Here is a 20,122-nt window from a genome sequence, read left to right on the forward strand (position 1 = left end):
GTGGTTTTTTTCAAAAAACAATATTTAAAATTTTTCTTTGATAAAAATCCCCACACCCCAAACACCACCCCTTGCCCTTCACGCCCCCTCAGGAGGCATGCCCGACGACCGGCTCACGCACTCCCCGGGCGTCGCGAAAGCCACTTTCGGGACACCAGACGTCCCGAAAGTGGCTTTCGCGACACGCCACCAGGCGAGTCAGAAGGTTCCGTCCGCGGCCACGTGCCGGTCCAGCCAGAGGTCCTCCAGGGCCGCCCGTACCTCCGCACCACGAGAAGCGGCCAGCGCGAGGGCGCCCAGGTTGTCCTCCAGTTGCGCGAGACGGCTCACGCCGAACAGCACGTTCGCCACCGGCGCGTAGGCGAGGCAGAACGCGAGCGCCAGCTGCGAGGCACTCACCCCGAAATCCCCGGCTACCGCGGCGACACGAGTGGCGGCGGCACGGATCGACTCCCGGATACCGCCCGGATCCGCGCCGATCTTCCGCACAGGGGTCTTGCCCAGCAACACACCGCCCTCGAACACGTCCGACGCCTGCAAGGTCAACCGTCCCGCCTCGAAATGCGCGCCGTAGAACGGACCTTCCGCCATCGAACGCCGCACGACGCTGTACTTCAGCTGAGCGAAGCGTGGAGCCGGAAGACCTTCGCGCGCGGCGAATTCCAGCGCGAGGCCGAGGTCGGCGGCCTGCCAGTTGTTCACACCCCAGACGTCGAAACGACCGAGCCGGATCTGTTCGGCCACCTCGGTGACGATCCGCGGGATGTCCGGGCGCTCGAAGTAGTCGCCGACGACGACAGCTTCCGCACGGTCGACGCCGACCCGGTCGAACGAGGTCGCGAGCTGTTCGGCGAACCCGGTGTCCGGGTAGTCCCAGAGCCAGAGCTTCCCGCACAGCTGGTACTCGTCGCGCTTGATTCCGGCGGCGCGTACGGCCTCCCCGAAGAGGAGGTCCGTGCGCGACTGCTCGGAATGCGGCCCCATGTCGTAGTGCGCGACGTCGAAAAGCGTGATGCCGGAGTCGATCGCGTGCCTGAGCAGGCGCACCGCGTCGTCGAAGTCCATGCGGTCCCAGGTGTTCCAGGATCCCAGGCTCAGCGCCGAGGTGGCGAAGCCCAGTCCGTTCTGCTTCTCGTCCACGAGATTTCCTTTCACTGGCAACGGAAACAAGTTTTAGTCTACGATCGTAGAATGAACAAGAGACTTGTCGTGGTGACCGGCGGTGCCAGTGGCATCGGCCGCGGAATCGCCGAAGCCTTCCAGTCCGCGGGTGACCGCGTGGTCATCGCCGACGTCGACGTCCGCGCCGCGCACGACCTGGCCGGCGAGCTCGGCGCGGAGCACGTCGAACTCGACATCTCCGACCCCGGTTCGGTCGACGCCGCACTGGCATTGATCACCGACCGATTCGGCCCGGTGGAGGTCCTGGTCAACAACGCGGGTCTCGCCGGGGGCGGTGGGCCGTTGGTGGGGCTGGACATCGGCGTCTTCGACCTGTGCATGCGGGTGAACTTCCGCGGCACCTTCCTGATGACCCGCGCGGTCGGCGCGCACATGCTGGAAGCGGGCACTCGGGGCGCCATCGTGAACATCACCTCCATCGGCGCCCGGCAGCCGACCCCTGGGCTCGGCCACTACGAGGCCACCAAGGCCGCGGTCGAGGCGCTCACCCGCTCGGCCGCGCTCGAACTGGCACCCCACGGAATCCGCGTCAACGCCGTCGCGCCGGGCCCGGTGCTCACGCCGATGACCGCCGGTTTCGCCTCGGACACCGCCGCCCGCGCGGCGTGGGAAGCGAGGATCCCCTTGGGCACCATCGCTTCCGTCGCCGACGTGGTGCCGTCAGTCCTGTTCCTCGCCTCCGCCGACGCCGGCCATCTCACCGGGGTGAGCCTCCAGGTCGACGGCGGGCAGCTCCTCACCTGAGTACACGACGCGGCCGCCGGACACGGTGAGTTCGACATCGACGTCCGGCAGGTCTGCGAACCCGACCTCGAGCGGGTTCGCGGCCAGCACGCAGAAGTCCGCGACGCGGCCCACGGTCAGCGAGCCTTTCCAGTCCGCCGCGCCGTCCTGGTCGGCGGCCGCGACCGTGTAGCAGCGCAGCAACCGGGCCATCAACGCCGAGTCCACTTCGGACACTTCCAGCATCCGGGCGGCCGCCGCGATGTGGACCCGCCAGTCGGGGGTCACCACCGGCGCGTCGCTGCTCAAGGTCAGCGGGACACCCGACGCCAGCATTTCCGCGAGCGGCCAGGCTCGAGCACCCACCTCGGCACCGAGTGCGGCCGTCAGCATCCCCCGCATGGCGACCGCGATCGCGGGCTGCGTGGTCAGGCCGACGCCCGCCGAAGCCATGCGCGCGAGCTGATCCGCCGTCACCAGGTCGCCGTGCACCAGGTGGTCGCCACGGCGAAGCGAGCCGAGCGCGGCCTCGATACTGCGATCCCCCGTAGCGTGCACCGCCACCGTCATCCCGGCGCCATGGGCGAGACGGATCATCGCGGCCAGATTGCCCGCACGGCCCGGATCGTCGTCGCCGTCGACGAGCAGCGCTCCGTGCGAACCGTCGGCGTAGCAGTGGTGCGTCCACGCGGATCGCATCGGGGGAATGCCGTCGGCGAAGATCTTCACCCCGGGCACGGTGAGCCACAACGGATTCGCGGCCGGCGCCGGAGTCGCCAGCCCACGCCGGAAATCCTCGAGCGAACTCGCGCCGTCGAGCAGACCGAACAGCCGCAGCGCGGTGACCCTGGCACGCAGGAGACCTTCCGCGGCCAGCGCCGCATACTCCTCCAGGACCTCGGCACCGAAACAGCCCGTCTCGCCGGGTCCCAGACCGGGTTCGGTGTAACTCGTGATACCCAGCGACGCGCACAGCTCGCCCGCGCGCAGGATGGCAGCCCGCCGTTCGGCCGCGGTGCGTACGGTTTTCTCCTCTCCCCCGGTGAATCCGGCGCCGCCGATGAGCGTGTCCGGCCACCGCGCGCCGAGCCAGGTCGCATGGAGATGCGAATCGTTGATCCCGGGCAGGACGGTTCTCCCCGCCAGGTCGATCACCTCGGTCTCCGGGCCGACGTGGTCCAGGGCGACATCACCGAGTGCGACGATCCGGTCGTCACGCACGGCCATCGCCCGTACGACGGTGCCCGCCGGGTCGAAGGTGAGCACCGGACCGCCGCGAACCACGAGCGAAGCGGGGCGAATACGTTGCGACGGCATGGTTTCCTCCAGGATCTGGACTTTTTCTCCTACGACTGTAGACTAAAAATATGGTCAACAGAACCGAAGCGGCGGTGCTCACCGAACACGGCTCCGCGCTCACTTTGCGGGAACTGCCGCTGCCCGAGGAGCCGGAACCGGGCGCCGCGCTGGTCCGGATCACCTGCACCACCCTGTGCGGCACCGACGTGCACCTCTGGTCCGGCCAGATGACCTTTCCCGGCATGCTCCCGATGGTGCTGGGCCACGAAATGGTCGGCGAGGTGGTGGCCGTCGGGCCGGGTACCACCGACGCGCTCGGCCGCGAGATCGCCGAGGGAAACCGCATCGGCTGGTCCGAGTCGACCTGCGGAAAGTGTTACGGCTGCACGATCCTGCGCGAACCGGTCGCGTGCGATAAGCGCGGGTACGGGTTCCTCCAGCGTTCCGACGCCTTCCCGTACGCCACCGGCGGACTCGTGCGGTACTGCTACGTGACTCCCGGCGCGGCGAAGCTTCTTCTGCCCGGCGACGTCAAGGACACTTGGGCCTCGATGTCGGGCTGCGCGGGCAAAACCGTGCTGCGAGCCGTCTCGCGCTCGGGCGGGATCCGTCCTGGGTCGACCGTCGTGGTGCAGGGTGCGGGCGCGCTGGGCGTGTTCGCCACCGCGGTCGCGCGGATCTCCGGTGCGGGCGACGTGATCACCATCGGCGGACCCGCCGACCGGCTGAAGACGGCCGAACGTTTCGGGGCCACGGCGACGATCCCGGTCGACGGCACCGTCGAAGACCGCGTCGAGCGGGTCAAGGAACTCACCGAGGGCCGGGGCGCCGACCACGTCTTCGACTTCGCCGGCGGGCCGACCATCGGCGAAGAGGCCGTCGCCTTCGCCGCCCAGCGCGGGACGATCGCGATCGTCGGTTCCACCGGCCCGGCGCCCTCCCCTGTGGCACTGGGCACCGTGATGGGCAAGGAACTCACGGTCGTCGGGTCCCTCAATGGCGACATCGCCGACTACCACCGCTCGGTGGACTTCTTCCGCACGTTCGCCGGCCGCCTGCCGTGGGACGAACTCTTCAGCGCGCCAGTCGGCCTCTCCCATGCCTCGCGGAGCGTCGAGTCGATGTCGCGGCTCGGCGAACTCAAAGCCGTCATCGATCCCCGTCTTCCCTAGGAGAGTCCATGATCATCCCCCAGCGCCGGATCGGCCGCGACGGCCCGCTCACCGGCGTGCTCTCGCTCGGCTCCTGGCACACCTACGACCGGATGGACTTCCGCGAGGCGGTGGACCTCGTCCGCACGGCGGTCGATTCCGGTATCACGCTCTTCGACGTCGGCGTCTACGGTTTCCCCGGCGCCGCACCGGTCTTCACCGACGTGCTGTTCTCCGCGATGGTCCGCGCGGCCGGGCTGCGGCGGGAGGACTACCTGTTCTCGGCCAAGCTCTGGCTGGAGGGCTATCCGGAGCACGATCTCCGCGGCCAGCTGGACAACGCGCTGTTCCGCGCGGGCGTCGACCACGCCGACCTGGTGGTGCTGGGCGATCTCCGGGACGACGACACCGACCTGCACCGGCTGGTGCTCGATCTGAACGAACTCCGCGAGGCCGGGCTCATCCGGCAGTGGGGCGTCAACAACTGGTCCGCGACCACGATCCAGGCCCTGCACGATTTCGCCGCGGCGGAGAACGTGCCCGGCCCCGCGATCGCGCAGCTGAAGTACAGCGTCGCGCGGCGGTCCATTCCGGACGGTGAACCCTTCGAGAAGGTCTTCGGCGAACTCGGGGTGACACTCCAGTCGTCGGACATCTTCGAAGGCGGGATCCTGCTGGGCAAGAACAGCGGCGCACGCCAGGTCGGCCGCGACCCCGGCGACATCCGGGAGCGCATCGCCGCCTCCGCGCCGGAACTGGCCAAGATCGCGACGGAGCTGGACGCGACACCGGCTCAGCTGTGTCTCGCCTTCACCCTGACCCATCCGGCCAACACGACCACCCTCTTCGGCGCGACGAGCACCCAGCAGCTCAAGGACAACCTGGGTGCCGTCGACCTCGTCGAGCGCATCGGTGCGGAACAGCTCCGCGAGCTCGTCGAGCCGTACTGGGCGGACCGGGGCGTCGTCGATCCGGAGGGACCGTGACGGCCTTCGATCCCGAACTCGCCGCCGCCCTCGAAGGCCTGCCGTCCGGGCCGCCGCTGGACACCGATTCGCTGGCGGAGATACGACGGGTGATGGCCGACGGGAACCTGACCTGCGCCGAGGCGATCGGCGACCGGGATCTCGTCTGGGAAGATCACGAAGTCCCCGGCACCGACGTGGTCGTCACGGTCGTCAAGCCGACGGACGCCGAGGACGCGCCGGGGTTCTACAACATCCACGGCGGCGGGATGGTGCTGGACGACCGGTTCGCCGACCTGCCCCGGATGGTCGCGCTGGTCGAGGAGTTCGGCTTCGTCGCGGTGACCGTGGACTACCGGCTCGCCCCCGAGCATCCGCATCCGGCGCCGATCGAAGACTGCTACGCGGGCCTCACGTGGATGGCCGAGCACGCGAGCGAGCTCGGCTTCGACCCGGCACGGCTGATCGTGGGCGGCGGCAGCGCGGGAGGCGGGCTCAGCGCGGGCATCGCCTTGCTCGCCAGGGATCGCGGCGGACCGGCGTTGGCTGGTCAGCTCCTGCTGTGTCCCATGATCGACAGCCGCAACGACTCCGTGTCCACAGTGGAATTCGCCGAACGCGGGGTATGGGGCCGGGCCGCCAACGAGTTCGGCTGGCGATCCCTCCTCAAAGGACAGACCTCGCCGTACGCCGTTCCGGCCACCGCGACCGATCTCGCCGGACTCCCGCCCGCCTTCATCGAAGTCGGCGCGGCCGAGATCTTCCGCGACGAGGACGTCGACTACGCACGACGCCTCTGGCAGGCGGGCGTGCCCACGGAACTGCACGTCTGGGCGGGCGCGTACCACGGCTTCGACCGGATCGCCCCGGACAGCGAGGTGACCCGGGCCGCGCTCGCCGCCCGGGCTTCCTGGCTGCGCCGCATCATCGGCCGAGCATGAACCGGGCGGCCTGTTCGCCGACCAGCACGGCCGGCGCGTTGGTGTTGCCCGTGGTCACCCGCGGCAGCACCGACGCGTCGGCGATCCGGAGCCCGCTGATCCCGTGCACGGCGAGCTCCGGGCCGACCACCGAGTCCGCGTCGGTGCCCATCCGGCAGGTCCCGACCTGGTGGTGGTAGGTGATCGCGGTCCGCCGGACGTACTCGCGGACGTCGGCTCCCGGACCCGGATACAGCTCGCGGGCACCCCAGTCGTCGGCCAGCGCGGACGCGCGGCCGATCTCCCGGCACTGTTCGACCGACGCGACCAGGCTCTCGAAGTCGGCCGGATCCTCCAAGGCGGCGAGATCGATCAGTGGTTCGTCGAGCGGACTCGGCCCCGAAAGCCGCAGACTGCCCCGGCTGCGCGGCGCGACCATGCCCGCCATCAGCGAGAACCCGGTTTCCGGGCCTGTCATCCACGACTCGTACATCGGCACGCTGAAGTGGATCGGCTGGGTGTCGGGCACCGCCAGGCCGGGGCGGCTGCGCCAGAACAGGTGGGTCTGCGTCACCGACCGCCCCGGTGCGGGCGGATCGACCTGGCGGCGATCGGTCGCGAAGATGACCGGTGAGAGCAGATGGTCGTGCAGGTTCTTCCCGACGCCCGGCAGCTCCGCGACGACGTCGATACTGTGCACCTCCAGCTCGTCGACCGGGCCGACCCCACTGCGCAGCAGGATCGCCGGTGACGCCAGCGCGCCGGCGGCGAGCACGACCTCGTCGGCGAAGACCTTGCGCAGTTCGCCGTCGACCTCGGCCAGCACGCCGGTCACCTTGTCGCCTTCGAAGAGCAGCCGGTGGACGAGCGCTCCCGTGTGGACGGTCATCCGTCCGGCCGCGGGGCGCCCGTAAGCGAGCCAGGTGTTGAGCCTTTTGCCGTCACGTGTGGTGACGCGCTGCACCGACACGCCGTCGAGTTCGTCGCCGTTGTAGTCCGGATTGAACGGCAGCCCGACCTCCACGGCCGCGTCCACAATGGACTGCTGGATCGGGTGCAGCGGCTCGTTCGGCACGACGTCGAGCAGGTCCTTCTCGATCCGTTCGAACACCGGGCGCACGTCGTCCCACCGCCAGCCGGGCAGGTCCCAGCCGTCGTAGTCGGCCGGGGCGCCGCGCACCCAGATCATCGCGTTGAGGGAATGCGAACCACCGAGGACCTTGCCGCGCGGCAGGTGCAGCCGCCGGTTCGCCGCGTGCGGCTGCGGCACGGTGTAGTAGTCCCAGTCCTCCGGGCCGTGCCACAGCTCCCCGGCCCGCGAAGGGTCGTGAATGGCCGGGTTGGTGTCCGGCCCGCCCGCTTCGAGCAGGGTGACCCACGCCCCGGAATCGGCCAGTCTCCTGGCGACCACCGAACCGGCCGAACCCGCTCCCACCACGATGACGTCCATGTCCCCCACCCTCGCAAGGCGCGACCGCGTCCGGCGGATTCGGTTCGCTGGCCGACAATCGGCGTGCCCTGGCGGGCAAGACCGGAGCCCTCGCGGCGCCCGATACTCGATCACACACCGGTCGAGGAGGAGCTAGCCATGGCCACACGCCTGTTCATCGACGGACAGTGGACCGCCGCGGGAGGCGGGTCCCTGCCGACGTACGATCCGGCCACCGGCCAGGTGATCGAGGAGGTCGGCACCGCGTCGGCCGCCGACGTCGACGCCGCCGTCGGTGCCGCACGGAAGGCACTGAACGATCCCGCCTGGGCGGGACTGCTGCCGGTCCAGCGGGCGGCGCTGCTGTTCAAGCTGGCGTCGCTGGTCGACGAGCATCACGAGGAACTGGCGGCGCTGGAGACGCGCGACCAGGGCCAGCCGATCGGCATCTCACGCCAGGTCAGCGTCACCGGCGCCGCCGAGCACCTCCGGTACTTCGCGGGCTGGGTCACCAAGATCCAGGGCACCACCAACCCGGTGTCCTTCCCGGACACGCTGCACTACACCCGCCGCGAGCCGGTCGGCGTGAACGCGCTGATCACGCCGTGGAACTTCCCGCTGATGATCCTGGTGTGGAAGCTCGCGCCCGCGCTGGCCACCGGCAACACCGTGGTGATCAAGCCGAGTGAGGTGACGCCGCTGACCAGCATCCGCCTGGTGGAACTCGTGCACGAGGCAGGGTTCCCGCCAGGGGTGGTCAACCTGGTCACCGGCGACGGCGCGGTGGGCGCGCTCCTGAGCAGGCACGACGACGTCGACCACCTGTCCTACACCGGATCCACCGCGGTCGGGAAACTGATCACCGCGGCGAGCGCGGAGTCGAACCTCAAACGCCTCACCCTCGAACTCGGTGGCAAGGCGCCCAGCATCATCGCCGGCGACGCGGACATCGACGCCGCCGTCGCGGGCAACCTCGCGGGGGCCACGCTGAACAGCGGGCAGGTCTGTGCCGCGTACACCCGGTTCTTCGTGGACCGCAACCGTGAACAGGAGTTCGTCGAGAAACTCGCCGCCGGGCTGGCGGGCCTCAAGCTCGGGCCGGGCCTGGACGAGTCCACTCAGCTCGGGCCGCTGGTGTCCGCGAAGCACCGCGAGCACGTGGACTTCCTCGTCTCGACCGGTCGTGAACAGGGCGCGGAGCTGGTCACCGGCGGCCGAGCCGTCGACCGAGACGGCTACTTCTACTCGCCGACGCTGTTCGCCGGTGTCGCCGACGACATGACGATCATGCGCGAGGAGATCTTCGGCCCGGTTCTCGCCGTCACCGCCTACGACGAGCCGGACGAACTGCTCGCCCGGGCGAACGACACCGAATACGGGCTCGCGGCCACCGTGTGGACCCGGGATCTGGGTGTCGCGCAACGGTTCGCCAACGGCATCCGGGCGGGTGCGGTGTTCGTCAACATGCCGCCGATCCCCGACATGGCGGCACCCTGGGGCGGCTACAAGGCTTCCGGCTGGGGCCGGGAGATGGGGCCGTGGGCGATCGACGCGTACACCGAGATCAAATCCGTCTGGCTGCACTACTCGTGACCGAGCGCGACGCGGTCAACTCGACCGCGATGAGCAAATCGCAGATCGCCTACCACTGGATCAAGGCGAGGATCGACGACGGCACCTTCTCCCCCGGCTACCGCCTCGTGTTCGGGCAGATCGCCCAGGAACTCGGCGTCAGCACCGTCCCCGTGCGCGAGGCGGTCCGGCGGCTGGAGGCCGAGGGCCTGGTGACCTACGAGCACAACATCGGCGCGCAGGTCGCCATGGCGGACGAGAGCGACTATCAGCACACCATGCAGACACTCGCGCTGGTCGAGGGCTACGCCGCCGCCCTGGCGGCGCCGTCCTTGCCCGGCGAGGCGCTCGACGAGGCCAAAGGACTCAACGCGGAACTGACGGCGTGTCTCGACAACTTCGAGCCGTCGCGGTTCACCGCGCTGAACCGCGACTTCCACCGCGTGCTGTTCGGTACCTGCCCCAATCCGCAGGTGCTCGATCTGGTCAACCGCGGCTGGAACCGGCTGGCCGGACTGCGCACGTCGACGTTCAGCTTCGTGCCCGGCCGCGCGCACGAGTCCGTGCAGGAGCACCAGAAGATCCTCGACCTGTTCGACCGGAACGCGCCCGCCGGGGAGATCGAACTGGCCGTGCGGGAGCATCGGCTGACCACTTTGGAGACGTTCCTGGCCTGGCGGCGTCCTTAGGGGGGCCTAGACCGTCCACAAGGGACACCAGCGCTGGCCAAATGCCCGATTTGAGCGCTTTGCGCGGAGGTCGTGAGCGGCAATGATCGTTCTAACCCTCTTTGTCACTCACGACCCCGCGCGGAACCAGACATCCTGACATCAATCGGGCGCTCAACCGATGCGACGTGTCCTTTGTGGACACTTCGCGGCCAGGACGCCAGTCCGTCCGGGACTAGGCCTGGGCCGTCTCCGGCGGCGGGAAGGCGTAGAAGCGTACGGAAAGTTCCCGTTCGCCCGCCACCGGACGACGACGGCGACGGCAGTACCGCGTGATCAGCTCGCGGTACTCCGCGTCCAGCTCACGGAACTCGTCATCGGTCAGCCGCGTCGAGGTCCGCTGGGCCGTCGACCACGGGCCGAATTCGTCGCGGTGCGCCGCCGCCCAGGACAGCAGGGCGACCTCGTCCGCATACTTGGCGTCGAGGAACGCGGCGACCCGTTCCCGGTCCGCGCCGTCGTAGTCGTCCAGCTTGGGCTCCCGAAGGTCCTGCGGGATCGCGATCCAGTTCCCTTTCCGGTCACGGCGTACGAAGCCGTTGTCTTCCAAGGATTTCAGGCATTCGGCGACTTCGGCGCGTTCCAGTCCCGTCCCTCGCGCGACCGTCTCCGCGTCGCCGGGAAGCTCGCGCGTCACCCACTGGTATCGCGGATCCTCCCGCATCTCGATGTCCCGCACGGTGACCGATCGCCGCGGCAGCGCGTCGCTCACCAGCCGCCGCGCGGCGAAGGTCAGCACCACGGCGACCGGGATCTCGACGAAGACGGCGAGTGCGACACTGGCCCATCGTTCGGCCGACGTCCAGCCGAGCGCGACGTCGAACCACGCGTCACAGCACAACATCGCGGCCGTGGCCGACAGCAGCGGCACGGCCGACCGGCGGCGACGCATCCCCAGCCACGCTCCGGCCGCGAAGCAGAGCAGAAGAGCGACGTCGAATCCGACCCAGGCCGCGCGCCACTGACCGGTCCCGTACCGGTCGGGCAAGGTGTGCGCGAGGTAGACGGTCCAGGGCACGAGCAGGACCGCCGCGCCGGCGAGCACCGTCAGGAGTAGCCGTCGGATCATGATCACGACGCTAGAAGGGTGCGGCGGCCGGGGCATCCGGGATTCTCCCTGGTCCGGGCTCAGGGTCCGCCGACCGGAGCAACTTCGGCGAAACCCCGCGCGGTGCCCGGCCCGCCTGGTCAGAATCGGTCCATGCGATCGAAGACGCTCGCTCTCGCCGCGGTCCTCGCCTGCACGGCCGTGCTCGCCGGACCGGCCTCCGCTTCGGCCGCGGGGCCGCGGCTGGAGGACGCGCGCACCTGCGCGCACGACGCGCGGTTCACCTGTTCGACGTTGACCGTGCCGCTCGACCATCGCGGCCGGACACCGGGCACGCTCAAGCTCCAGGTCGCCACCGCGAACAACGCGAACGCGGCCAAGGGGGTGCTGCTGTTCCTCACGGGTGGGCCGGGGCAGCCCGGGGTCCCGTTCGGCACCGGGCTCCTCGACCGGATGCCGGATGTGTTCGCCGGCCACCGGCTGGTGATGATCGACCAACGGGGCACCGGCGCGAACGCCGTCGACTGCCCGGATCTGCAGGCCCAGGTGGGCAGTTCCGACATCGAGCCGCCGACCCGCGAAGCGGTCACGCGCTGTGCCGCGATCCTCGGCGACAAGGCCAGGTTCCACGGTAGCGACGCGACGGTCGCCGACCTCGATCTGCTCCGCCGGGCACTGGGCGTGCGGAACATGGTGGTGGACGGGGTTTCCTACGGTTCGTTCACCGCGGCGCGGTACGCCATCGCGCATCCCGGCAACGTCTCGAAACTGATCCTCGATTCGGTGCTCCCCCATCACGCCACGGTCGGACAATCGTTGTACCTCCAGGCGATGAAGGCGACGGCGCGCGTCCTGCGGGACGCCTGCGCCAAGCCGCCGGCGTGCGCTTCCGATCCGGCGGAGGACCTCGCGTGGCTGGTCCGGAACCGGGACGCCGCGGCCGGTGTCGCGCTGTTCGACATGATCGTCACCTACGAATTCGTCGACCCGAGCTACCGGGACCCCTCGGCGTTGGGAACAGACCTCATGACCGCGCTGCGGACCGCGCGCGCCGGGAACACCGCGAAACTCGACTCGCTGCTGCGGAATCTCGCGTCCGGCGGCGACCCGCTCACGTCGTTCAGCTCGGGCCTGCACGCGGCGACGCTGTGCTCGGACATGCGTTTCCCATGGGGTGACGCCGGAACGCCGGGTTTCGCCCGCGAGCCGCTGCTGAAACCGACCGAGATGCGGTTGACCGCGCGGGACACCTGGCCGTTCAGCCCGGCCGTCGCCACCGGCGTCGGCTTCGTCCGGACTTGCCTGCCGTGGCCGGTCGTCCCGCCGAGCTCGAACCCCGGCGGGAAACTGCCGGACGTCCCGGTGTTGCTGCTCAATGGCGACCACGACCTGTCGACGCCGATGGAGTGGGCGTACGAGGAGGCGAAGGTGGCGCCGCGGGGCGAGGTCGTGATCGTCGAGGGTGCGGCGCATTCCATCCAGCACCGGGAGCCGGGCGAGGCCGGACGGAAAGCGGTGGCGGAGTTCCTCGCCAGGTGACCTGCCCCGTCGACGGGTGCCGAGCCGACTTGAGTCTCCACCCACTGGAGCCTTTACCGTCGCTCTCATGACGATCACCGTTCTCGACACCTACCCCGCGATGCGCGAGATCCTGCTCGCGCCGCCGGCGGACCGCGCCGCGCTGCTCAAGGAGATGGTCCAGCCCGCCGCCGGGATGTACCGCTACTTCCCCGGCGACGTCGACCTCGTGGCGATGCACGCGATGGGCGCCGGGTTCCCGCTCGACCGCGACGAGGAGCGCTGCCTGGAGGCGCTCGGAGTCCTGCACGAAGCGGACGCCTGGAATCGGATCCAGACGGCTCTCGAAGACGCCGTCGACGTGCAACTCGCCGCGACGCCGCAGCTGGCGATCCCGGACATCACCGTGCTCACCGTTCTGGGTGATCCCGGCGACCGCCACTTCATGGGACCGAACCTGGGGATGTCGGCGAACGGCAGCGTGACCGGCTACATCTACCTCAACTTCTGGCCGTACCCGGAGAACTTGGCGAGGCTCGAGGCCACCGCCGTCCACGAACTGAACCACAACCTGCGCTACAGCCCCGGCGGGGTGGTCTGGGATCCGGCGACCGTCACCGTCGGCGAGCAGATCGTGTCCGAGGGCCTGGCCGACGCATTCGCCCGCCAGTTGTACGGCGACGAACTCGGCTACGCCCGCATCGGTGTGCCTCATCTGCACGACGACGGGGTGTTCGAGAAGGTCGTCTCCGGTCTGGAGATCACCGGCATGCGGAATTTCGCGGCCTGGGTGCACGGAGACGAGACGGCCGCCCGCTACGGCGGCACTCCCGTCGGGCTGCCGACCGGCGCCGGATACGCGGTCGGCAATCGCCTCGTCGACGCCTACCTGGCGGCGACCGGCCGGACCGCCGCGGAGGCCCTGCTGGTGGACCGCCGCGACGTCATCGGCACCGCCCTGGGCTAGGACTCGCTGCGGCGCCTCGACCGGATCGTGAGCGCCACCAGCGCGCCACCGAGGAGTAGCAGGAACAGGCCCGAGACCACGAGGCCTCGGATCTCGCTGCCGGTCGAGGCCAGCGGGCCACTGTCGGACGGCCCACCGCCCGGCGCGGTCGCTCCCGGCTGCCCGGGCGTGGTGGTCACCGTGACCCCGGGGCCGGGGGTCGTGGTCGACGTACTGCTGCTGGTGGTGGTGGTGGTCGGCGAGGTACTGCTCGCGCTGGAGGACGACGTGGCGCTGCTGCTCGTCGGGCTCGACGACGTCGCGCTGCTGGAGCTGCTGCTCGTCGGGCTCGACGACGTCGCGCTGCTGGAGCTGCTGCTCGTCTGACTCGAGGAAGTGGGCGAGCTCGAGGACGTGGTCGAGGTCGGCGCGGTCGACGTGGAGGTGACCGACGTCGACGTGGCCGAAGTCGGGCTGGTCGACGTGGCGCTGCTGGTCGTGGTGCTGCTGGTCGTGGTGCTGCTCGTGGTGGTCGAACTCGACGAAGACGTAGACGTGGAGGTGGAGGGCGTCGTGGTCGGCGTACTGCCGCATTCGGGCAGATCACCGTCGAACGGGTAGGCGTGGAACTCCTGCCCGCCACCGCCGGTCGCCTCGGAGGTGTGCACCAGCGTGCCCGTGGTGAAGAAGCGGCCGTTCATCCCGGACGCGGTCACGGTCGCGGTGCTTCCCGGCTCGCCGATCAGCACGCTCCCCTGGAACTGGGCGCCGCCGGCGATCTTCACCGCGGTGGCGTCCGGGAAGTTCCACAGCAGCCGCTCGCGCAGCTTGTTCAGCGGATCCTGGTCGTCGAGGTCGCCGGTGTAGGTGTTGATCGTCCGGGCGGCTCCCACCATGTTGACCAGGATCGTCGCCCCGGCCGGGATGCCCTCGAACTCGATCCCCTGCATGCCGCCGGTGGCGCCGGTCAGGTCGAAGTCCACGGTGAACACCTGGAGCGCGGACTTCCCGTCCCCGGTGAACAGGGTGCGGTATCCCTGGTTGACCGCCGTACCGGTGGCCGGACGAGGCGTGGTGCCTTCCCGTGCGTAGCACTTGCTGGCCACCCGGAGATCCTCGCGCAGGCCCACATAGGGTTTCGCCGCGTCGGGGTCCTTTTCGAGCTTGCCGGTCACCGTCCCGGTGACGGTTCCCGCGTGCCGGACGACGCCGCCGTCCGCGAGCAGCCGCTGGTCCGCCGCGACACCGACGTTCCCGCCGGTGGTCAGGAAGTCGGCGCCGTCCGGCGGCGGGACACGCGATCCGACACCGGCGATGCCGACGTTGTAGACGGAGGAAGCGCCCGCTCGTTTCGCCATGTCGAAATCACCGAGGACGACTACCCGCCCTTCGGCCTCCGCGGCGGCCTCCCGTACCTGGAATTCGCCGCCGACGAAGACGTTGATGCCGTTGTCCCGGCCCGCGTAATCCTTGTTGTTCACCGGCGGGTACTTGTCGGGACACGCTGGTCCGACGCAGGGTCCCAGACCGCCCGGTAACGGGGCGGCGACCGCGCCGTCGGTGACCACGAGCGCCGCCACGCACACCGCGGCGGCGGCACCGGCCGAGAGAGACGCGAATCGCCTTGCACGCATGCGGCGATTCTTGTGCCCATCCACCGGATGAACACAATCGGAATCCGGAAATACCCCCGACCGGGCGAGGCGGGTGACCCACCCCATTCGTGGCCGTCCAGTGTTGTCCAGACAAGGAAATTCCAGGTGGAACGCGAAATCCCTAGAGTCTTGGCCGACGATGGGAGGTTCGCCACATGACGGACGCCGAAGTCCGAAGGCGCACCGGTTCGGTGGAATGGCTCGCGGGCCTTCTCGTTCTCGTCCTGCTGATTCGAGGTCCGCTCGACGAAGTCCTCGGGACGCCGATCGTCCAGACCTGGACGACGGTCTTCGTTTCCATCGTGCTGCAGGCCGTTCCTTTCCTCGTCTTCGGAGTGACCCTTTCCGCCGCGATCGCGGTCTTCGTCCCGCGGGAATTCTTCGCGAAAGCCCTGCCGAAACGACCCGTCCTCGCGGTTCCGGCGGCCGCGGCCACCGGAATGGTGCTGCCGGGTTGCGAATGCGGTTCGGTCCCGGTCGCCGGTGCCCTGGTGCGCAAGGGCGTCACCCCGGCCGCGGCGCTGGCGTTCCTGCTCGCCGCCCCCGCGCTCAATCCGGTCGTGCTGACCGCCACGGCGATCGCGTTCCCGGACCGGCCGTCGATGGTCTTCGCGAGGGCGGCCGCGGGTCTCGCCGCGTCGGTCGTCATGGGCTGGCTGTGGCTCGGCCTCGGCCGGGCCGAGTGGATCAAGCTGCCAGGGCACTCCCACGGCGGCACCCGCCGGCGGGCGTTCGCCGGCGCGGCGGGCCACGATCTGGTGCACGCGGGCGGCTTCCTGGTCATCGGCGCCACGGCCGCCGCGACGCTCAACGTCCTGATCCCCGGCCGCTGGCTCCAGGCCGTCGCGGACGATCCGGTGCTCGGTGTCCTCGCGCTGTCCCTGCTGGCGGTCCTGCTGTCGATCTGCAGCGAGGCGGACGCGTTCGTCGCCGCCTCGTTGACCCAGTTCTCCCTCACCGCCCGCCTGGCGTTCCTCGTCATCGGGCCGATGGTCGACCTGAAGCTGTTCGCCATGCAGGCCGGCACCTTCGGCAGGCGGTTCGCCCTCCGGTTCGCGCCCGCGACGTTCGCGGTCGCGCTCGTCTGCGCCGTCGTGACCGGGACGGTGCTCTGGTGAACCGCACCGCCGCGACCGTCGTGCTGCTCCTGCTGGGCGGTGCCGTGATCAAGGTCTGCCTGACGGGCCAATACCTGCGCTATGTCAAGGAAGGGCTCTGGCCGTTCCTGTTCGCGTCCGGTCTTCTGGTCCTGGTGCTGGCGGCGGCGAACCGCCATCGTCATCCGAAGGTGGCCTGGCTGCTCCCGCTTCCGGTCCTCGCGTTGCTGCTGGTCGCACCGCAGCCGCTCGGCAGCTACGCGGCGGGCAACGCGGGCACGGCGACGGCCAGATCCGACGAGTACCCGCCGCTTCCCGACGGCGATCCGGTACGGGTGACCGTCCTGGACTACGCCTCCCGCGCGGTGTTCGACGAGGGCCGGTCCCTCGGTGCCAGACGGGTCGTGCTCACCGGTTTCACCGCCACCGGCCCGGACGGCGGGTCGCTGCTCGTCCGGATGATCCTGACCTGTTGCGCCGCCGACGGGCGCCCGGTGAAGGTCGTGCTGGACGGCGGCGTCCCGGCCGAACCCGACACCTGGATCGAGGTCACCGGCACGTTCAGACCGGGGTCCGTGGCCGACGACGTCAACGGCGAACGCATCCCGTTCCTCAAGGTCGAAAGCGTCGTGCCGGTGCCCGCGCCCGAACGTCCTTACGAATAGTCAGGCCCAGCTCCACTGGATCCCGTACTGGCCGGGGAACGGGTCGAGGGTGATGAACTGGAAGGTGCTGATCTCCCGGTCGAACCTCGCCTCGCTCCGTTCCTCGGGCGGCAGCACGCCGCGCGGCCGGAAGAAACCGGCGCATCGCCGCGGCAACCGTCCGGGGTCGAAGCTGACCTGCACCGCGACGTCCCGCGCCGGCCGGTACAGCGCGACCTGCACGTGCCGCCTGCCCTGGCCCGGCGGAAACCGCACGCCGAACTCCACGACGGCGAGTTCGCCTGCCGCCAGGGTGCGGTCGAGGACGAATTCGAAGACGCAGGTGGACGACGGGACGTCCGCGCGGAACCGCGCCGGACGGCAACCGTCGGTGAACAGCACGGACGGCGGCTGGGTGATGCTGGAGCACCGGTTCACGAAGACGAACCGCGAGGTGCCGTCCCGGTCGGCCCGGATCAGCCGCCGGACCCGGACCGATTCCTGGTTGCCTTCGGCATCGACACGGTAGGAGAGGAATTGCGAAAGCCGGTGCGGTGTATCGAGTTCTTCCGGCGTCGCGTCCATTTTGGCCAGTGCGCGCACCACTTCCTCCGGCCGTCTCCACACCTGGTCGTAGGGCAGGACGTCGCCGGTGCGGGCCGTCCAGCGGCCGCGGGGGCGCCGCGGGCCGAGCAACCCGGTCAGCGTTTCCGGCGGCTGGCCGAGAATGGATTCCAGCGCGGTCACCGCGGCGAGTGAACGGGCCCGTTCCGGCCGGTTTTCGCCATTCTGCCAATAGCTCAGCGCGCTGACGCTGACCGGCGTGTCCTGGTCACGCAATCGGCGGCTGATCTCGTTGAGACTCAGCCCGCTGCGTCCTATCGCGGCGCGCAGGGCGGCACCGAATTCCGCCGGTGCGAGACTCGTCATGAAGGCGCAGCGTACCGTCCGGAACGCCCGACTTTCGTCGGGTGAACCGGAACCGTTCAGAGTTATCCAGCCTCCACCGCGACTTTTCGTTGACGGTCGTCCTGCCGTGATTAGGGTCGGAATCGTCGGAAGAATCCCCGAATCCCCGACGACTCGCACGTCCTCCCGCCGCTGACCGAAGAGGATGATTCCCCATGCGCTCAACCACGAGACGATGGCGCCGCCGGACGCTGGCCGTCGCGACCTCCACGCTGGCCGTCGGCGCCTTCCTGGTCGCCGCGGAACCCGCGGCGGGTGGCGCGCCACCCGCCGTGCCCGAAGTGGCCGATCAGGTTCCGCAACTGACCGAGGCCGGGGTCACCGCCGGGGCAGCCTCGGTCTCCGGTGCCGGCACGTCCACCATGGCCGACCGGTCCGTCTGCGCGCCCGGCGCGCGGTGGCTGCGCGTCCGGTTCACCGAACTGGCGCTGCGCGGCGACGACGCCGTGACGCTGACCGGCAGCAGCGCGGGCACGTTCACCCTCACCGCGCGCAACTGGCCCGGCAAGGCGTTCCACACCCGCGCCTTCGAGGGCGACTGTGTGCGGGTTTCGGCGGCGCTTTCCGACCCCGCCAGCCGGTTCGCCATCGACGCCTATCAGGCAGGGGACCAGCCGCTCGCCGCGGCGACCACGACCGTCGCGGCGGTCGGCGACGTCTGCGGATCTTCGTGCAACCAGACCGCGCCGCTGATCGCGAACATGAACCCGCAGGCGCTCATCCTGGCCGGGGACAACGCGTACAGCTCGGGCACGTTGTCGGAATACAAGAACAATTACGACCCCCATTACGGGCGGTTCAAGTCCATCACCTATCCGACGCCGGGCAACCACGAGTACAACACGTCCGGCGCATCGGGGTATTTCGACTATTTCGGCGCGCGGGCCGGCGAACGCGGCAAGGGTTACTACAGCTTCGACGTCGGCGACTGGCATTTCGTCGCGCTCAACTCCAACATCAGCCGGAGCACCGGGTCGGCTCAGGAGACCTGGCTGAAGAACGATCTGGCGGCGAGCACCAAACCGTGCACGGCCGCGTTCTTCCACCACCCGCGGTTCAGCCGCGGCTCCCACGGCGACGATTCTTCGGTGACGCCGTTCTTCCAGGCGCTCTACACCGCGAAAGCGGATCTGATCGTCGTCGGCCACGACCACAACTACCAGCGGTACGCGCCGTCACGCCCGGACGGCACCCGCGACGACGTGAACGGCGTCCGCGAGTTGCTGATCGGGACCGGCGGCCGGGGGTACTACAACTTCGACCAGTCTTCGGCCGCCGTGCAGGAAGCGGGCAACACCAACACCTTCGGCGTCGGGAAGCTGACCCTGACCGCGACGGACTACCGCAGCGACTTCGTGCCGGTGTCGGGCCGTACCTTCACCGACACCGCGACCGGCAAATGCAAGAAGGCGGCCTCCTCCCCCGCGTTCTCCGTCGGCACCAGCCCGTCGTCGGTGTCGGTGAAACCGGGCGGGACGGCCTCGGTGACGGTGAACGTCGGCAGTACCGGCGGCTTCAGCTCCGCGACCGCCCTTTCGGTGTCGGGCCTGCCCTCGGGCGTGACCGGCACGATCTCGCCGTCGTCGGTCACCCCGCCCGCCGGCGGCACCGCGACGGCGACGCTGAACCTGACCGCGGCGGACACCGCTTCCGGCTCGGCGACCGCCACGGTCACGGGGTCGTCGGGCTCCACGACCCAGACCGCGAAGGTTTCGGTGAGCGTCGGCTCGGCGGGCGGTGAGGCGTTCGCCGACGACTTCGAGACCGACAAGGGCTGGCGGCTCAACGCGGCCGGGGCGGACACCGCCACCGCCGGCAGATGGGAACGGGGCGACCCCGAGCAGACCACGTCGACCTACAGCAACCAGATCAAGCAACGCGGCGACACGACCAGCGGGGCGAACTGCCTGGTCACCGGCCGGACTGCCGGATCGGCGTACGGCGCCAACGACCTCGACGGCGGTGGTTCGTCGATGACCTCGCCGTCGTTCACCGTGCCGGCGGGCGGGAAGCTGACCTTCTCCTACACCTACGCGCACGGCGACAACGCGACTTCCGCCGACTACCTGCGAATCCGCGTGCTCGACGGCACCACGGCCACGACGGTGTTCGAGAAACCCGGTTCCGCGACCGAAGTCGCGGGTGTCTGGCAGACCGCGACTTCCGATCTGTCGTCCTTCGCCGGGCGCAGCGTGCGCCTGCTGGTCGAAGCCGCCGACGCGAGCACCGCGTCGCTGTGGGAGTCCGCGGTCGACGACGTGCGCGTCACCGCATAA

At 69.7% G+C, this 20,122-nt stretch carries 17 protein-coding genes; 11 read left to right on the forward strand and 6 right to left on the reverse strand.

Going from position 1 to position 20,122, the window contains the following annotated elements:
• Positions 1–198: 198 nt before the first annotated feature.
• A complete protein-coding gene (locus ACZ3HL_RS11720; RefSeq protein WP_465530483.1) occupies positions 199–1,140 on the reverse strand; it encodes an aldo/keto reductase in 942 nt (313 codons plus the stop codon).
• Positions 1,141–1,209: 69 nt separating this feature from the next.
• Between ACZ3HL_RS11720 and ACZ3HL_RS11725 the strand changes: the two genes are divergently transcribed.
• Positions 1,210–1,926: an SDR family NAD(P)-dependent oxidoreductase gene (locus ACZ3HL_RS11725; RefSeq protein ID WP_465421028.1), complete on the forward strand. Its 717-nt coding sequence runs from the start codon at positions 1,210–1,212 to the stop codon at positions 1,924–1,926.
• Here ACZ3HL_RS11725 and ACZ3HL_RS11730 read toward each other — a convergent pair.
• Positions 1,843–3,222, reverse strand: coding sequence for an amidohydrolase (locus ACZ3HL_RS11730; RefSeq protein ID WP_465530485.1), 1,380 nt, complete (start codon positions 3,220–3,222; stop codon positions 1,843–1,845). The genes ACZ3HL_RS11725 and ACZ3HL_RS11730 overlap by 84 nt on opposite strands.
• Before the next feature lie 50 nt (positions 3,223–3,272).
• Here ACZ3HL_RS11730 and ACZ3HL_RS11735 point away from each other — a divergent pair, with 50 nt between their 5' ends.
• From ACZ3HL_RS11735 to ACZ3HL_RS11745, 3 genes are read left to right on the forward strand one after another with little or no spacing between them, the layout of a single operon-like run.
• Positions 3,273–4,376 (forward strand): zinc-binding dehydrogenase, encoded by a 1,104-nt coding sequence (locus ACZ3HL_RS11735; RefSeq protein WP_465530487.1) that lies wholly within the window; start codon positions 3,273–3,275, stop codon positions 4,374–4,376.
• Between the two features lie 8 nt (positions 4,377–4,384).
• Positions 4,385–5,341 (forward strand): aldo/keto reductase, encoded by a 957-nt coding sequence (locus ACZ3HL_RS11740; RefSeq protein ID WP_465530489.1) that lies wholly within the window; start codon positions 4,385–4,387, stop codon positions 5,339–5,341.
• Positions 5,338–6,261 (forward strand): alpha/beta hydrolase, encoded by a 924-nt coding sequence (locus ACZ3HL_RS11745; RefSeq protein ID WP_465530491.1) that lies wholly within the window; start codon positions 5,338–5,340, stop codon positions 6,259–6,261. Before ACZ3HL_RS11740 ends, ACZ3HL_RS11745 begins: the two co-directional genes overlap by 4 nt.
• On the opposite strand, the gene ACZ3HL_RS11750 is transcribed toward ACZ3HL_RS11745, so the two are convergent.
• Positions 6,245–7,690: a GMC family oxidoreductase gene (locus ACZ3HL_RS11750; protein WP_465530493.1), complete on the reverse strand. Its 1,446-nt coding sequence runs from the start codon at positions 7,688–7,690 to the stop codon at positions 6,245–6,247. The genes ACZ3HL_RS11745 and ACZ3HL_RS11750 overlap by 17 nt on opposite strands.
• Before the next feature lie 138 nt (positions 7,691–7,828).
• Between ACZ3HL_RS11750 and ACZ3HL_RS11755 the strand changes: the two genes are divergently transcribed.
• Together ACZ3HL_RS11755 and ACZ3HL_RS11760 are read left to right on the forward strand one after the other, a co-directional pair.
• Complete coding sequence (locus ACZ3HL_RS11755; protein ID WP_465530495.1) at positions 7,829–9,262, forward strand: aldehyde dehydrogenase family protein; 1,434 nt, start codon at positions 7,829–7,831, stop codon at positions 9,260–9,262.
• Positions 9,259–9,930, forward strand: a complete 672-nt coding sequence (locus ACZ3HL_RS11760; RefSeq protein ID WP_465420863.1) for a GntR family transcriptional regulator — start codon at positions 9,259–9,261, stop codon at positions 9,928–9,930. The genes ACZ3HL_RS11755 and ACZ3HL_RS11760 overlap by 4 nt, the downstream gene beginning before the upstream one ends.
• A 214-nt stretch (positions 9,931–10,144) precedes the next feature.
• Here ACZ3HL_RS11760 and ACZ3HL_RS11765 read toward each other — a convergent pair whose 3' ends face one another.
• The gene (locus ACZ3HL_RS11765) at positions 10,145–11,038 is read right to left on the reverse strand and encodes a hypothetical protein (RefSeq protein ID WP_465530497.1); all 894 of its coding nucleotides are present in this window, start codon (positions 11,036–11,038) and stop codon (positions 10,145–10,147) included.
• 132 nt (positions 11,039–11,170) lie between these two features.
• On the opposite strand from ACZ3HL_RS11765, the gene ACZ3HL_RS11770 reads away from it, so the two are divergent.
• Both ACZ3HL_RS11770 and ACZ3HL_RS11775 read left to right on the forward strand, forming a co-directional pair.
• On the forward strand, positions 11,171–12,556 hold the full coding sequence (locus ACZ3HL_RS11770) for an alpha/beta hydrolase (protein ID WP_465530499.1): 1,386 nt from the start codon (positions 11,171–11,173) through the stop codon (positions 12,554–12,556).
• A gap of 67 nt (positions 12,557–12,623) precedes the next feature.
• The gene (locus ACZ3HL_RS11775) at positions 12,624–13,502 is read left to right on the forward strand and encodes a DUF2268 domain-containing putative Zn-dependent protease (RefSeq protein ID WP_465420869.1); all 879 of its coding nucleotides are present in this window, start codon (positions 12,624–12,626) and stop codon (positions 13,500–13,502) included.
• Here ACZ3HL_RS11775 and ACZ3HL_RS11780 read toward each other — a convergent pair.
• Entirely contained in the window at positions 13,499–15,115 is a 1,617-nt protein-coding gene (locus ACZ3HL_RS11780; RefSeq protein ID WP_465530501.1) for a choice-of-anchor A family protein, read from the reverse strand. The two genes, ACZ3HL_RS11775 and ACZ3HL_RS11780, sit on opposite strands and share 4 nt — an antisense overlap.
• Positions 15,116–15,291: 176 nt before the next feature.
• Here ACZ3HL_RS11780 and ACZ3HL_RS11785 point away from each other — a divergent pair, with 176 nt between their 5' ends.
• Both ACZ3HL_RS11785 and ACZ3HL_RS11790 read left to right on the forward strand, forming a co-directional pair.
• Positions 15,292–16,254, forward strand: a complete 963-nt coding sequence (locus ACZ3HL_RS11785; RefSeq protein ID WP_465530503.1) for a permease — start codon at positions 15,292–15,294, stop codon at positions 16,252–16,254.
• On the forward strand, positions 16,251–16,898 hold the full coding sequence (locus ACZ3HL_RS11790; protein WP_465530505.1) for a TIGR03943 family putative permease subunit: 648 nt from the start codon (positions 16,251–16,253) through the stop codon (positions 16,896–16,898). The genes ACZ3HL_RS11785 and ACZ3HL_RS11790 overlap by 4 nt, the downstream gene beginning before the upstream one ends.
• Here ACZ3HL_RS11790 and ACZ3HL_RS11795 read toward each other — a convergent pair whose 3' ends face one another.
• The gene (locus ACZ3HL_RS11795) at positions 16,899–17,807 is read right to left on the reverse strand and encodes a helix-turn-helix domain-containing protein (protein ID WP_465420877.1); all 909 of its coding nucleotides are present in this window, start codon (positions 17,805–17,807) and stop codon (positions 16,899–16,901) included.
• 194 nt (positions 17,808–18,001) lie between these two features.
• Between ACZ3HL_RS11795 and ACZ3HL_RS11800 the strand changes: the two genes are divergently transcribed.
• Positions 18,002–20,122 (forward strand): metallophosphoesterase, encoded by a 2,121-nt coding sequence (locus tag ACZ3HL_RS11800; protein WP_465530507.1) that lies wholly within the window; start codon positions 18,002–18,004, stop codon positions 20,120–20,122.

The sequence above is a fragment of the Amycolatopsis sp. NPDC000009 genome, from assembly GCF_055563465.1.